The sequence below is a fragment of the Citrobacter sp. CK180 genome (assembly GCF_030333655.1).
Classification (GTDB): Bacteria; Pseudomonadota; Gammaproteobacteria; order Enterobacterales; family Enterobacteriaceae; genus Citrobacter_B; species Citrobacter_B koseri.
Window position 1 is genome coordinate 219,557 of the sequence record NZ_JAOWFM010000048.1, and the last position, 14,790, is coordinate 234,346.

Annotated in this window: 13 protein-coding genes and 1 pseudogene; 4 read left to right on the forward strand and 10 right to left on the reverse strand. The window is 52.5% G+C overall.

Going from position 1 to position 14,790, the window contains the following annotated elements; all coding sequences use genetic code 11:
- Nucleotides 1-100: 100 nt before the first annotated feature.
- Nucleotides 101-1,327 carry a peptidase T gene (pepT, locus tag OGV50_RS12100; protein WP_047457474.1) on the forward strand — a complete coding sequence of 409 codons (1,227 nt, stop codon included), beginning with the start codon at nucleotides 101-103 and terminating at the stop codon, nucleotides 1,325-1,327.
- A gap of 99 nt (nucleotides 1,328-1,426) precedes the next feature.
- Here the strand turns inward: pepT and roxA are convergent, their stop codons facing one another.
- The 8 genes from roxA to rluE all read right to left on the reverse strand — a co-directional run bounded on the left by roxA (nucleotide 1,427) and on the right by rluE (nucleotide 9,285).
- On the reverse strand, nucleotides 1,427-2,548 hold the full coding sequence (roxA, locus tag OGV50_RS12105) for a [50S ribosomal protein L16]-arginine 3-hydroxylase (RefSeq protein ID WP_024130427.1): 1,122 nt from the start codon (nucleotides 2,546-2,548) through the stop codon (nucleotides 1,427-1,429).
- A 92-nt stretch (nucleotides 2,549-2,640) separates the two neighbouring features.
- Nucleotides 2,641-4,104 (reverse strand): two-component system sensor histidine kinase PhoQ, encoded by a 1,464-nt coding sequence (phoQ, locus tag OGV50_RS12110; RefSeq protein ID WP_200031017.1) that lies wholly within the window; start codon nucleotides 4,102-4,104, stop codon nucleotides 2,641-2,643.
- Nucleotides 4,104-4,775, reverse strand: coding sequence for a two-component system response regulator PhoP (gene phoP / locus OGV50_RS12115; protein ID WP_024130426.1), 672 nt, complete (start codon nucleotides 4,773-4,775; stop codon nucleotides 4,104-4,106). The genes phoQ and phoP overlap by 1 nt, the downstream gene beginning before the upstream one ends.
- A 173-nt stretch (nucleotides 4,776-4,948) precedes the next feature.
- Entirely contained in the window at nucleotides 4,949-6,319 is a 1,371-nt protein-coding gene (gene purB / locus OGV50_RS12120) for an adenylosuccinate lyase (RefSeq protein ID WP_012132704.1), read from the reverse strand.
- A gap of 3 nt (nucleotides 6,320-6,322) precedes the next feature.
- Complete coding sequence (gene hflD, locus OGV50_RS12125; RefSeq protein WP_024130407.1) at nucleotides 6,323-6,964, reverse strand: high frequency lysogenization protein HflD; 642 nt, start codon at nucleotides 6,962-6,964, stop codon at nucleotides 6,323-6,325.
- A gap of 35 nt (nucleotides 6,965-6,999) precedes the next feature.
- Nucleotides 7,000-8,106 carry a tRNA 2-thiouridine(34) synthase MnmA gene (gene mnmA, locus OGV50_RS12130; protein ID WP_024130406.1) on the reverse strand — a complete coding sequence of 369 codons (1,107 nt, stop codon included), beginning with the start codon at nucleotides 8,104-8,106 and terminating at the stop codon, nucleotides 7,000-7,002.
- A gap of 54 nt (nucleotides 8,107-8,160) precedes the next feature.
- Entirely contained in the window at nucleotides 8,161-8,622 is a 462-nt protein-coding gene (locus tag OGV50_RS12135) for an NUDIX hydrolase (protein ID WP_047457463.1), read from the reverse strand.
- A 9-nt stretch (nucleotides 8,623-8,631) separates the two neighbouring features.
- Nucleotides 8,632-9,285 carry a 23S rRNA pseudouridine(2457) synthase RluE gene (rluE, locus tag OGV50_RS12140; protein WP_286488560.1) on the reverse strand — a complete coding sequence of 218 codons (654 nt, stop codon included), beginning with the start codon at nucleotides 9,283-9,285 and terminating at the stop codon, nucleotides 8,632-8,634.
- Nucleotides 9,286-9,457: 172 nt separating this feature from the next.
- On the opposite strand from rluE, the gene icd reads away from it, so the two are divergent.
- The 3 genes from icd to OGV50_RS12155 all read left to right on the forward strand — a co-directional run bounded on the left by icd (nucleotide 9,458) and on the right by OGV50_RS12155 (nucleotide 12,628).
- Nucleotides 9,458-10,708, forward strand: coding sequence for an NADP-dependent isocitrate dehydrogenase (gene icd, locus OGV50_RS12145; RefSeq protein WP_047457457.1), 1,251 nt, complete (start codon nucleotides 9,458-9,460; stop codon nucleotides 10,706-10,708).
- Between the two features lie 705 nt (nucleotides 10,709-11,413).
- Nucleotides 11,414-12,373 carry a Kdo(2)-lipid IV(A) acyltransferase gene (locus OGV50_RS12150; RefSeq protein ID WP_049011760.1) on the forward strand — a complete coding sequence of 320 codons (960 nt, stop codon included), beginning with the start codon at nucleotides 11,414-11,416 and terminating at the stop codon, nucleotides 12,371-12,373.
- A gap of 123 nt (nucleotides 12,374-12,496) precedes the next feature.
- Nucleotides 12,497-12,628: a hypothetical protein gene (locus tag OGV50_RS12155; RefSeq protein WP_012132696.1), complete on the forward strand. Its 132-nt coding sequence runs from the start codon at nucleotides 12,497-12,499 to the stop codon at nucleotides 12,626-12,628.
- A gap of 652 nt (nucleotides 12,629-13,280) precedes the next feature.
- On the opposite strand, the gene uspF is transcribed toward OGV50_RS12155, so the two are convergent.
- Together uspF and OGV50_RS12165 are read right to left on the reverse strand one after the other, a co-directional pair.
- A complete protein-coding gene (gene uspF, locus OGV50_RS12160; RefSeq protein WP_012132695.1) occupies nucleotides 13,281-13,709 on the reverse strand; it encodes a universal stress protein UspF in 429 nt (142 codons plus the stop codon).
- A gap of 649 nt (nucleotides 13,710-14,358) precedes the next feature.
- Nucleotides 14,359-14,790 (reverse strand): annotated as a pseudogene (locus OGV50_RS12165) (IS5-like element IS5 family transposase); the annotation flags it as partial.

The following is a 14,790-nucleotide window of genomic DNA, read 5'->3' on the forward strand; positions in this document are numbered from 1 at the left end:
ACGCGAAATATTCTCGTTTGCAGGGATAAAAGTGACCTGACGCAATATTTGTCTTTTCTTGCTTATTAATAATGTTGTCACGAAAAGTGAGGGTGACTGCATGGATAAACTACTTGAGCGTTTTTTACACTACGTGTCGCTGGATACCCAATCAAAGGCGGGCGTACGGCAAGTGCCCAGCACTGAGGGCCAGTGGAAATTATTACATTTGCTCAAACAACAGCTCGAAGAAATGGGGCTGGTGAACGTCACGTTAAGTGACAAAGGGACCGTCATGGCGACGCTGCCAGCCAACGTTGCTGGCGATATTCCCGCGATTGGTTTTATCTCTCATGTGGATACCTCACCTGATTTCAGCGGTAAAAATGTGAATCCGCAGATTGTGGAAAACTACCGTGGTGGCGATATTGCGCTAGGGATCGGCGATGAGGTGCTGTCGCCGGTGATGTTCCCGGTTCTGCATCAACTGCTGGGGCAGACGCTGATCACCACTGACGGGAAAACGCTGCTGGGCGCTGATGACAAAGCGGGCGTGGCGGAAATCATGACCGCGCTGGCGGTACTGAAACAGAAAGACATTCCGCACGGTGATATTCGCGTGGCCTTTACGCCGGATGAAGAGGTCGGGAAAGGGGCGAAACATTTTGACGTTGAGGCTTTCGGCGCGCAGTGGGCTTATACCGTTGATGGCGGCGGCGTAGGGGAGCTGGAGTTTGAAAACTTCAATGCGGCCTCCGTGAATATCAAAATCGTGGGCAATAACGTACACCCCGGTACGGCGAAGGGCGTGATGGTGAATGCGCTGTCGCTGGCGGCGCGTATTCATGCCGAGGTTCCGGCGGATGAGAGCCCGGAGACGACCGAAGGCTATGAAGGCTTCTACCATCTGGCGAGTATGAAAGGCACCGTTGATCGTGCGGATATGCACTACATCATTCGCGATTTCGACCGCAAACAGTTTGAAGCCCGCAAGCGCAAAATGATGGAGATCGCTAAAAAGGTCGGGAAGGGGCTGCACCCGGACTGCTACATTGAGCTGGTGATCGAAGACAGCTATTACAATATGCGTGAGAAAGTGGTCGAACACCCACATATTCTCGATATTGCACAGCAGGCAATGCGTGACTGCGATATTGTGCCGGATATGAAGCCGATTCGTGGCGGCACTGACGGCGCCCAGCTTTCGTTTATGGGTTTACCGTGCCCGAACCTCTTTACCGGCGGCTATAACTATCATGGCAAGCATGAGTTTGTGACGCTGGAAGGGATGGAGAAAGCGGTGCAGGTGATTGTGCGTATTGCGGAGCTAACTGCGAAGCAGCAGTAATGGTGTCGTGGTGTGATGGCGCTTCGATTATCAGGCCTACCGTGTGTAGGCCTGATAAAACGCGCTAGCGTTGCCATCAGGCTCAATCGCAATAACTTATTACCCTTCGAAGAACCAGTACCCGCTGTTGACCAGTGCGGCCAGCATTGCGAGGAACGACGGGTCTTCCAGCGCATCGCCAAAATTCTCGGCGGTCAGCACGATGTGACTGGAGAGCGCCTCCAGCGCCGGGCGGTGCGGAGAATCAATCTTCTCACCGTTGGCGTAGACCTCATCGCCAATGCGCAGGACGCGTAATCCGCCCAGACGCACCAGCACATCGCCTTGTTTCAGCGCATCATAGATCTCATCCGGCTGATACGGAGGTTCCGGCGGCGCGATGTCCAGTTCGTGACGAGACTGGGAGATAAATTCGCCAAACCACTGTTTAAAGTGTTCAGGCTGATTGATCAGGTCGAGCATCATTTCACGCAGCTTGTCCATCTCCTGCGGCAGAACGTCGGCAGGATGCTCGCGCGACGGGATATCCGGGTCGCTGTAATAGGTGCTGCCCAGCTCGCGTTGCAGAACGTAGTCGGCAAAACCGCTGATCAGTTCACGCGTATTCGGCGCGCGGAAACCAACCGAGTAGTTCATCGCGTTTTCCAGCGCGTAGCCTTCGTGTGGGAATCCGGGTGGGATATACAGAATATCGCCGGGCTCCAGCTCTTCATCAATGATGGCTTCAAAAGGATCGACCTGGAGCAGATCCGGGTGAGGGCAATGCTGCTTCAGTTGCAGCTTCTCGCCTACGCGCCAGCGGCGGCGACCGGTTCCCTGAATGATAAAGACATCGTACTGATCCAGATGCGGACCCACGCCGCCGCCAGGGACGGAAAAGGAGATCATCAGATCGTCAATACGCCAGTCTGGCAACGCGCGGAAAGGGCGCATCAGCGCAGCGGTAGGTTCATGCCAGTGGTTTACGGCCTGAACCAGCAGCGACCAGTTGTTCTCGCCGAGGTGGTCGTAACTCTCGAACGGGCCGTGGCTGACCTGCCATTTACCATCCTGATGACTGACCAGACGGCTATCGACTTCGCTTTCCATCGCCAGTCCCGCCAGTTCGTCAGGGGAGAGCGGATCAATGAAGTTGTTGAACCCACGTTTTAACACCACCGGGCGTTTTTGCCAGTGGCGTTCAAGAAATTCGGGCCAGTTAAGTGTTAATTGATATTCCATGTTGATTATCCGCAGGCTGGTATCTGACACCGATTATAACGGATGCTTAACGACATGCGGTGAAGAACATACATAAATATTACACGCCAGCGTCATTCATCGCGCTGAATCGGGTGCTGGCGACCAAAAATCACCTCCATCCGCGCGCCGCCGAGCAAACTGTCACCGGCGACGATCTTCCCGTCATATTGCTCAGTGATCTCACGGGCGACCGCCAGCCCCACGCCTTGCCCTGGTCGCAGGGTGTCAATGCGCTGACCGCGATCGAAAACCACATCACGCTTGCTTTGCGGAATGCCCGGGCCGTCGTCTTCCACCAGAATATGCAGATGCTCATCGGTCTGCCGGGCTGAAATTTCGACAAACTCCAGACAGTATTTACAGGCGTTATCCAGCACGTTGCCCATCACTTCAACAAAATCATTCTGCTCGCCGACGAAGCTGATTTCCGGCGAAATATCGAGGCTAATGTTGACCCCTTTACGCTGATACACCTTATTGAGCGCGCAGGTGAGATTGTCCAGTAACGGCGCTACGGGGTGCAGCTCACGGCTGAGTAACACGCCGCTTCCGCGCATGCTGGCGCGATGCAGGTAATAACCAATTTGCTGGGAGATACGGCTGATCTGTTCCAGCATGACCGGTTCGGCGTCGCTGACGCTCATTTTTTCGCTGCGCATTGAACGCAGGGTGCTCTGCAATACTGCCAGCGGCGTTTTCAGACTATGGGTGAGGTCGGTTAACGTGGTGCGGTATTTATCATAACGTTCACGTTCGCTCTTTAGCAGCCGGTTGAGGTTGCGCACCAGGCTGGTCAGTTCCCGCGTGGTTTCCGGGTTGAGCATTTCACGGTGGTGTTCTTCCAGCTCGCGCACTTCACGCGCCAGCGCTTCGATAGGGCGTAAACTCCACCATGCGGCGACCCAGAGCAACGGGATGACTAACAGCAGGTTTGCCGCCAGAACATAAATAAACCAGCTCCAGACCATATACGAGCGTTTCAGCTCGATGGGGATAGTATCGACAACCACTATCGTCAGTTGCGGCATCCGCGCGGTAGCCGGATAGACATTCACCGCCACGGAGTGGGTCATTTCCGCATCGTCGTCATCTTCCCGCACCTCTTTGAGCTGCTGTTGGGCGGAATGATCTTCACTCAGCAACGTGCTGGTGGCATCGACATCGGCTTCAATTTCATGAAAACCGTTGGCTTTCAGCCATTCCGGCTGGATACGTTTCTCCAGCCAGGGAACGTTGCGCTGCGCCCATAACAACTTGCCGTTCTCATCATAGATCAGTGTCATCGTGGGGCTTTGCATATCGAGATTTTCCGGGATCTCGATATTGATTTTATTGTTTTGCCATGACGCGAGGGTGTAGAAAAGGTTGCTCTCACCGCGTAACAGGCGAAAGGTTGTCTTATCAAAACTGACGCTATAGCCAACCAGTGCGACCATGCCGTAGGCCAGAGAGAGCACCAGCACAACGCCTGCCGTCGCCAGCAGAAAGCGCAGGCGCAGCGATAAAGGAAAAAGATGACGCAGTAATTTATTCATTAGCGCAGTTCGAACAGGTATCCCTGACCACGGACGGTGGTAATCACATCATCAGGATATCGCGCCTGAATTTTTTTGCGTAAGCGCCCCATTAATACATCAATGGTATGGCTTTCACGCAGTTCCGCATCCGGGTAGAGCTGTAGCATCAACGAATCTTTGCTGACGACTTTGCCATTATTGCGGATCAGCGTTTCCATAATGGTGTATTCAAACGCCGTCAATTTTATCACTTCATCATTTACGGACAATTCACGGCGGGAGAGATCCACCTGAAAAGGCGGAATAGAGATAACCTGCGAGGCCAGGCCGCTGTTGCGGCGCATTAACGCCTGCATACGCGCGACCACTTCTTCAATATGAAACGGTTTTGTCACGTAGTCGTCGGCGCCGGCGCTCAGCACTTCCACTTTATCCTGCCAGCCCTCACGGGCGGTTAATACCAGAACAGGAAGGGAAACGTCATTGCTGCGCCAGCGGCGGATCAGCGAAAGCCCGTCTTCATCCGGGAGGCCTAAATCGACGATGGCGATGTCCGGCAGATGCTCGTTAAGATAATAATCGGCTTCCTTTGCATCTTCTGCGTCATCAACCTGGTGCCCCAAATCCTGTAATTGAACCTTCAGGTGGTGGCGTAATAAGGCATTATCTTCGACAACCAGTACGCGCATCATCTTTTCTCCCTAAATTAACGGTATTAGTAGTTTAACGCTGATTATGTTGCGGCGGGGATAAACATTTCGTAAACCGGGGGGAGAGTTATGCCGGGGATGAGGCTCCGGCATTGGGGGCGCTGAATATCGGCCGGATAAGATGCGTTAGCATCGCTATCCGGCAGGGGGGATTACTTCAGTTCGTCAACCATAGTGATGGCGCGGCCAATATAGTTGGCCGGGGTCATCGCCTTCAGGCGCGTTTTCTCTTCTTCCGGCAGGGCCAGACTGTCGATAAACTGCTTCATGCCTTCGGCGTCAACACGTTTGCCGCGCGTTAACTCTTTCAGCTTCTCGTACGGTTTCTCAATGCCGTAGCGGCGCATTACGGTCTGGATCGGCTCTGCCAGCACTTCCCAGTTGTGATCCAGTTCATCCAGCAGACGATCGCGGTTCACTTCCAGTTTGCTTACGCCTTTCAGGGTGGACTGATACGCGATCAACGCATAGCCAATACCGACGCCCAGGTTACGCAGCACGGTGGAGTCCGTCAGGTCGCGCTGCCAGCGGGAAACCGGCAGTTTGCTTGCCAGGTGTTGCAGTACGGCGTTAGCCAGGCCCAGGTTGCCTTCGGAGTTTTCGAAGTCAATCGGGTTAACCTTGTGCGGCATGGTGGAAGAACCAATTTCACCCGCGATGGTTCTCTGTTTGAAGTGGTTGAGCGCGATATAACCCCAGACGTCGCGATCGAAGTCAATCAGGATGGTGTTAAAGCGCGCGACGCAGTCAAACAGCTCTGCGATGTAGTCATGCGGTTCAATCTGTGTGGTGTACGGGTTCCACTGGATACCCAGCGACGTCACAAACTCTTCGCTGAAATGGTGCCAGTCCACTTCCGGGTAAGCGGCAATGTGGGCGTTATAGTTACCGACCGCGCCGTTGATTTTACCAAGGATTTCCACCTGGTTTAACTGGCGGAACTGGCGTTCCATGCGGTAAGCCACGTTAGCCATCTCTTTCCCCATCGTGGACGGCGTAGCCGGTTGACCGTGGGTACGGGAGAGCAGGGGAATGTCGCGATACTGAACGGACAGATCTTTGACCGCGTCGATCAGCTGACGCCAGTACGGCAGGATCACTTCGTCGCGCGCGGTTTTCAGCATCAGCGCATGAGACAGGTTGTTGATGTCTTCAGAAGTACAGGCGAAGTGGATGAACTCAGAAACCGCATGCAGTTCCGGGATATCCGCCACTTTTTCTTTCAGGAAATACTCAACTGCCTTCACGTCGTGGTTCGTCGTGCGCTCAATGGTTTTGATACGTGCGGCATCTTCTTCATTGAAGTTCGCGACAATCGTATCCAGGAAACCGTTTGCGTCGGCAGCAAAAGCAGGAACTTCCTTGATCGCTGCGTGCGCGGCCAGTTTTTGCAGCCAGCGTACTTCAACCTGTACACGGAATTTCAGCAAACCGTATTCGCTGAAAATCCCGCGCAGCGCGCTGACTTTATCGCCGTAGCGTCCATCGACAGGGGAAACGGCGGTCAGTGAGGATAATTCCATAGATCACAACTCCGGGGTTAAATGAGCAAGAATTTGTTTTGCCTGAGTGGTCAGGCGATTACGAGAAAACATTAATTGCAGGCGGCCACCGCCGACCTGGTGCCAGAGCACTGCGGCACGGATACCGGCCAGAAGCGAGGCGCGAACTTTTGCCTGCACCTGCGGGCTTTGCAGCACGGCGGGTGAGCCCGTCACCTGAATGCGTGGCCCCAGCGGGCTGATGACATCGACATAAATACCGGCCATCGCGCTCATCAGCGTTTCTGATTGCAGGTCAAAATGGTCAAGCTGACGCTGTAAGCCGTTAATGCGCTCGCCCAGCATGTCCAGCGCGCCTTTGGCGGCTGACAGTTTGCGCTCCAGCACCATCAGGCTTAGCGTATAGCGCGTCAGCTCTGCGTTCAGCCCCTGGCGGCTACTGGCATTCAGGACACCGAGCAAGGTTTCCAGACCGAGGCGAAGGTTCGCTTCGCTGCCGCCGAATACGCCCAGCGTAGAGCTGGGGTTCATATCGATAACGCTGTTCAGTGAAACGTGTAGCGCATCGGCATCACAGTGCCCCTGGTGCGCCAGCTGTTGCACCAGGCGTGCTGACTGGCAAATACCTGCCAGTGCGAGGGTGATGTCATAATAATTCTTTGCCACGATCACTGCTTCCTTGTATCAGTTATAGAGAATAATTATACCGGCAGGGGCAGGCGCTGCTCGATAATACCGCCGCCGAGGCACACTTCTCCGTTATAAAAGACAGCCGACTGACCCGGCGTTACTGCGGCTACCGGCTCATCAAAAATCACTTCAATGCGTTCGTCATCCAGCGCTTTCACGGTGCACGGAATGTCGGTCTGGCGGTAGCGGGTTTTCACCGTGCAGCGCAGGGTGCCGCTAAACGGTTCGCGATCGACCCAGTGAAGCTGTTGGGCAATCAGGCCGACGGACATCAGACGTGGATGCTCATGACCCTGAGCGACAACCAGAATGTTGTTCTCGACATCTTTATCGACCACGTACCACGGATCTTCGGTGCCTTCTTTGGTGCCGCCGATACCCAGACCTTTACGTTGGCCCAGCGTGTGGTACATCAGCCCCTGGTGCTGACCGATTTCGTCGCCGTCTACGGTGATGATTTTTCCTGGCTGCGCCGGGAGATAGCGACCGAGGAACTCGCGGAATTTACGTTCGCCGATAAAGCAGATGCCGGTAGAGTCTTTTTTCTTCGCGGTGATCAGACCGAGGTCTTCGGCAATTTTGCGTACCTGCGGTTTTTCCAGCTCACCGACCGGGAACAGGCTTTGGGCGATCTGCTCATGGCCGAGTGTGTAAAGGAAGTAGCTCTGATCTTTGTTACCGTCGAGCCCGCGCAGCAGGCGGCTTTTGCCGTCCACATCCGCGCGACGGACGTAGTGACCGGTGGCGATATAATCAGCGCCCAGATCTTCAGCGGCAAATTCGAGGAAGGCTTTAAATTTGATCTCTTTATTACACAGAATATCCGGGTTCGGCGTGCGGCCCGCTTTGTACTCTTCCAGGAAGAGTTCAAAAACGTTGTCCCAGTATTCTGCGGCAAAGTTTACGGTATGCAGTTCAATGCCAAGTTTGTCGCAAACGGCCTGCGCATCAGCCAGGTCGGCTGCCGCTGTGCAATATTCCTCACCGTCGTCCTCTTCCCAGTTCTTCATGAACAGGCCTTCTACCTGGTAGCCCTGTTGTTGCAACAGCCAGGCGGAAACGGAGGAGTCGACACCGCCGGACATGCCGACGATCACTTTTTTTGGGCTTTCTGACATTGGAATACTCACGACATTGAACTTCAAGGCGGCGTATTCTATCACGCAGCCCTTTTACTTGACACCCTCTGTAAACGGCCAGTTAAATTCGCCGATGATCGCCAGCGGATAACGTTGCCCGTTCTGCCAGCAACGAATGCTCTCGGCAACCAGCGGCGAACGCAGGTTGGGGGCGTTGAGGATCGCGTCGGCGCTGACCCAGCGACAGCAGTCAATGTCGTTGTCGTGAGGTTCAGTGGCGCACATCCTGGCAAGCTCAATGGAAAACAGGAAACGCAGGAACGGCGTGTTGTCCGGCGCGATCCATTGATGCAGACGAATAAAGTGCTGGGGTTGCGCGGTAATCCCTGTCTCTTCCCAGAGTTCGCGCGCGGCGGCTTCCACCAGCGTTTCGTCGGCTTCCAGGTGTCCGGCTGGCTGATTCCAGAGCGCTTTGCCGTTAATGGTCTCTTCCACCACGAGGAATTGACCTTCTGCATGGACGATGCAGGCGACGGTGACGTGCGGTTTGAACATGGTTTTTCCTTAATCGGTAGCGTCTCGCCATTCACCGTTGGCAAGATTATCCAGCGTGTAGTTGCCCATTGCGTAGCGGATCAGTCGCAGCGTAGGGTAGCCGACGTGCGCCGTCATACGCCGTACCTGACGGTTACGGCCTTCATATAAGGTCACTATGAGCCAGCGGGTGGGAATACTTTTTCGTTCGCGAATCGGCGGCGTTCTCGGCCACAGCCATTCGGGTTCGTCCACTACCTCAATGCCCGCAGGCAGAGTGGGGCCATCATTGAGCGTCACGCCATTGCGCAGGGCTTCCAGCGCTTCTGCGGTGGGTTCGCCTTCAACCTGAACGTAATAAATCTTACCGGTACGTTTGCCGGGCTGCGTCAGACGAGCCTGCAATGCGCCATCGTTGGTGAGCACCAGAAGACCTTCGCTGTCCCTGTCCAGACGACCTGCTGCATAGACGCCCTGGACAGGAATATAGTCTTTTAATGTGCTGCGCCCGGCCTCATCCGTAAATTGCGGCAAAACATCGTAAGGTTTATTGAACAAAACCACGCGTTTTGGCTGGTTTTCTTTCCGCCGCTTAGTGACTTGTCGTGAGCTGAATCGCTCAACCCGGTGATTTCTAAAAGAAGTTTTTTGCATGGTATTTTCAGGGCTTATCAATTGCCGCATTATAGCCTAATAACGAGTGTCTTTCATGGCAGCAAACAATAGGGTAGTATTGACACGCTCATTACAAATCATTAACAAAAAAGTTGCTCTAATGCATCCGTGTCGCAGGACGCAAACGCACATGCAGCGTGATGACAGACGAGCAAACCAGAAGCGCTCGAAGGAGAGGTGAATGGAAAGCAAAGTAGTTGTTCCGGCGGAAGGTAAGAAGATCACCCTGCAAAACGGCAAACTCAACGTTCCTGAAAATCCGATTATCCCGTTCATTGAAGGCGACGGTATCGGTGTTGATGTAACCCCAGCCATGCTCAAAGTGGTCGATGCCGCTGTCGAGAAAGCCTATAAAGGCGAGCGTAAAATCTCCTGGATGGAAATTTACACCGGTGAAAAATCCACTCAGGTTTATGGCCAGGATGTCTGGCTGCCTGCTGAAACTCTGGATCTGATTCGTGATTACCGCGTGGCCATCAAAGGCCCTCTGACTACCCCGGTCGGCGGCGGTATTCGTTCCCTGAACGTGGCGCTGCGTCAGGAACTCGACCTGTACGTGTGTCTGCGTCCGGTTCGTTACTATCAGGGCACCCCAAGCCCGGTTAAACACCCTGAACTGACCGACATGGTCATCTTCCGCGAAAACGCTGAAGATATTTATGCAGGTATCGAATGGAAAGCCGACTCTGCGGATGCCGAGAAAGTGATCAAATTCCTGCGTGAAGAGATGGGCGTGAAGAAAATTCGCTTCCCTGAACACTGTGGTATCGGTATTAAGCCGTGTTCCGAAGAAGGAACCAAACGTCTGGTGCGTGCGGCGATTGAATATGCCATCGCTAACGACCGTGATTCTGTGACCCTGGTTCACAAAGGCAACATCATGAAGTTCACCGAAGGCGCGTTTAAAGACTGGGGCTACCAGTTAGCGCGTGATGAATTCGGCGGTGAGCTGATCGACGGCGGCCCGTGGGTCAAAATCAAGAACCCGAACACCGGCAAAGAGATCGTGATTAAAGACGTGATCGCCGATGCGTTCCTGCAACAGATCCTGCTGCGTCCGGCTGAGTACGACGTGATTGCCTGTATGAACCTGAACGGCGACTACATCTCTGACGCTCTGGCTGCGCAGGTTGGCGGTATCGGTATCGCGCCGGGCGCGAACATCGGTGACGAGTGCGCGCTGTTCGAAGCGACTCACGGTACTGCGCCGAAGTACGCGGGCCAGGATAAAGTTAACCCGGGCTCCATCATTCTGTCTGCTGAGATGATGCTGCGCCACATGCAGTGGTTCGAAGCCGCAGATCTGATCGTCAAAGGGATGGAAGGCGCGATTGCCGCGAAGACCGTCACTTACGATTTCGAACGCCTGATGGAAGGCGCTAAACTGCTGAAATGTTCAGAATTTGGCGACGCGATCATCGCAAACATGTAATCCAGTTTCTGGGTTAAACAAGAACGGGAGCCTGAGGGTTCCCGTTTTTTTATTATTAGCATTCGAACTTGTTTTTTGAATGTCGAACCCGCAGAGGACTAAGACGATACTTCGCAAGTCTCCAGACGGGGAAGATGCGCATCTGCCTGTGGCTCAGACGCTTAGCCCATCAGCGGATGTGGCTACGGAGCATTGTGCAAAACGGGCATGAACAACCTGGAACGGGTGAAGCGTCACAGGTTCCCAAAAATGTTGTCTGCGGCTCAGTACCATGCTGACTGTAAAAACTTCCCAGAATCTTACTTTCGAGTGTGCGAACGTTATCAGGAGCCGTACCGGGTACTACGTTGGGCGGCGATTTGAATGCCAGGCAACTGAACGACGAGGCAGCCAGTGATATGGCGAATATGTTTCTGACTTTCATCTGATGATTACCCTTCTTACTAAAAGTTATGTAATAACATAACCTCAATTGTGCTTAATGAATAGACCTGAAATTGTCCGATCGGTCATGTGGCGGCGAAAAGGTAAATGACGTTTTTACGACCTCGCGGTGAGCAGGGGATAAGTCGCAAAAAATGACAAAACGACTTTTTCGTCTTTTTATAGACTTTTTGTGCTAACCGGGGCTTTAGTTTTCCCCTCTTTGTAATAGTCAGATAGCTAACACCGCAGTTATCAGTAAACCGGAACGTATTTTACTCAATGACGAGACTCCCAACATTTTCATTCGCTTTTTTTCATCCTCGCTACTGGCTGCTATGGCTGGGTATTTTCTTCTTACGATGTGCTGTTTTGCTGCCTTATCCCATTCTGCTCAGGCTTGGCGCTTGTCTGGGGAGAGTGGCCATGCGCGCATTGCCTCGCAGGGTAACAATAGCCCGTCGCAACCTGGAACTTTGCTTTAAGGCGCTACCTGCGAAGGAGCGTGAGAAATTACTGATTAAAAATTTTGAGTCGGTAGGCATGGGGGTACTTGAAACCGGTATCGCCTGGTTCTGGTCAGACAGGCGTTTACGCAAATGGTTTACGGTTACGGGTTATGAACATATGGAAAGTGCGCGAGCTGAAAATAAAGGCGTGCTTCTCATCGGTATGCACTTTCTTACTCTTGAACTTGGGGCGCGCATATTTGGGATGCTCAATCCGGGCATTGGCGTATACAGGCCGAACAATAACGCGCTGTATGACTGGTTGCAGACGCGGGGACGTCTTCGCTCAAATAAAACCATGCTCGATCGCTATGATTTAAAAGGCATGATACGAGTGCTCAAACAAGGTGAGATTGTCTGGTATGCACCTGATCATGACTATGGCGCTCGTAACAGCGTGTTTGTTCCTTTTTTTGATGTTCCCGATGCGGCGACTACCGCCGGCAGTTACATGCTTGTCAGAAGCGCCCGCCCGGCGGTTGTTCCTTTTGTTCCCCGACGCCGAGCGGATGGAAGAGGGTACGAGCTGATCATCCTCCCGGATATCGGCCATGAACTGTATGACGAGGGCAAGGAAACCGTTGCGACCAGAATGAATCGGGCGATTGAACGCGCAATCAACCTGGCTCCTGAACAATATATGTGGCTACACCGTCGCTTTAAGACCCGACCAGCAGGCAAGCCGGCCCTGTATGGGAAGAAGGAAAACGCGATTGAGAGTAACGGCGAATAGCTCGTTTCCTGGTTTCAAACCGCCTCCGGGCGGTTACTGGTCAATAATGCCGTCATAAACCTGTCATGTGTTCGTGCTATTGGGAATTTAGTCATTCATTTTCTGCGGTCAGGGGAGGTGAAAATGGGTACGGAACATGAACGCATTCGGTCAGTATTAACGGGGCTGCTTATCGCGCTGCTGATGCTGCTTGTCATGGCCGGGTGGCCTTATCTTGTGCGTATGATCTCCGGTTATATCGCCGGGTATCTGTAAATATGCACCTGAGGATAAACAAGAACGGGAACCTGTCAGTTCCCGTTTTTTTATGTGTTGTGAGAGTGACGACTCTGCACCTGCAATCACCAGCCAGGCAGCGTACCCCCGACACTCCACTCTTCGGAGCCAAAATCGGGTTTCTCGCCCCGGATCACACGGTTTCTTTCTTCTTTTGTCGGTTTATGGGTGGCGGCGCGGCTGGGAAGTTTCCCGGGAGTTTTTACGCAGCCGAATCCCTGACAAATTGGGCTGGCGGAAGAGGGCGCGGGTTGTACTTCTGAGTCGACACAAGCCGTCAACAATACGATTGAAATCGTGCCGGCAACTCTCTTTATGTTCATAAATATCCTTTTAATGTTTAACGACTCACATGCCCTTTTCCCTGAGAGCATGAATACTCTGGCAAAAAAAGCCCGCAACAGAGTGCGGGCAAAATCATACTGGAAGCAATGTGAGCAATGTCGTGCTTTCAATACCTGTATTAGGCGCTAAGGTATTTACAGCAAGAGAATGATAACCATTATCATTTAATGATTCAACCATTCGTTTTATAAGGCTGTTTTTATCGGGAGTCATTCATCAGAAAACAGATGTGATACAAGAACGGGAGCCTGTTGGCTCCCGTTTTCGCCAGGGTTAGCGAGCGGTATTAGCGTACAACCAGAACAGGGCAGTTTGCATGGCGAACAACGGCCGCAGCAGTTGAACCCAGCAGATAGGTGCTGAAACCCGGTTGATGCGACGCAATGATAATCAGGTCGGCTTCTACCGCATCCGCCAGTTTGAGGATCTGATCTTTGGGCGGGCCGTAGACAACATGGGACTGGCTCCTGCCCTCGGGGATATTGAATTGTTTAACAATTTCCTCCAGTTTGACGGCGGCTTTTGACTGAAGACCGCTTCTATCCGGGAACTCGCTGGAGTAGGCCAGACCCAGTGAGGCATAGAACGGGACAGAAGGTATTACGGCCAAAAAATGCACCTTTGCGGTTTTAGCATGCGCCTCAACCTGCGGGATGATCTGACGGGTCAAGCTGGCTTCTGAGATATCAATCGGCACCAGAATAGAACGATACATATTCACCACCTCCTGTTTGTTTTATCTCCACCTTAAGTGTACTGGACTTATCGGTTGTATAAGAAGTAATCAGATCAAAGTTATGTGAACGAGTCCGCAAGTCGTAAGAATGTAGACACAAAACGTCCACCAGAAGGTGTTACCGACATGATGGCTGTCAGGAGAATGATTTTTACCGTGAATATCGTTATGAAGCAGTAATGGGTTCCGTTTTACTTTATTTCATTGTATATTTATTTATATAACGACGGGATATTTTCTCTCTCTTGAATCGCCATTTTAATTATTTGAAACTTTCTCCTGATATTTAATTTAATGCCGGTTTAAATATCTATATTATGCAGTGTAACTGGCTGTGTTTTAACGATTTTGTATTCATATATTCCGTTGCTGTGTAATCTGCGATCCCCTTCAAATTTACTTGCATGCTAATTCTTATTCACATCCACGCTTGATGGATATCAATAATTAACCTGCTCAGTCTAATTATTGTCTACCTCTAAGGAAGGTGCGAATAAGTGGGGAAATTCTTCTCGGCTGACTCAGTCATTTCATTTCTTCATGTTTGAGCCGATTTTTTCTCCCGTAAATGCCTTGAATCAGCCTATTTAGACCGTTTCTTCGCCATTTAAGGCGTTATCCCCAGTTTTTAGTGAGATCTCTCCCACTGACGTATCATTTGGTCCGCCCGAAACAGGTTGGCCAGCGTGAATAACATCGCCAGTTGGTTATCGTTTTTCAGCAACCCCTTGTATCTGGCTTTCACGAAGCCGAACTGTCGCTTGATGATGCGAAATGGGTGCTCCACCTTGGCCCGGATGCTGGCTTTCATGTATTCGATGTTGATGGCCGTTTTGTTCTTGCGTGGATGCTGTTTCAAGGTTCTTACCTTGCCGGGGCGCTCGGCGATCAGCCAGTCCACATCCACCTCGGCCAGCTCCTCGCGCTGTGGCGCCCCTTGGTAGCCGGCATCGGCTGAGACAAATTGCTCCTCTCCATGCAGCAGATTACCCAGCTGATTGAGGTCATGCTCGTTGGCCGCGGTGGTGACTAGGCTGTGGGTCAGGCCACTCTTGGCATC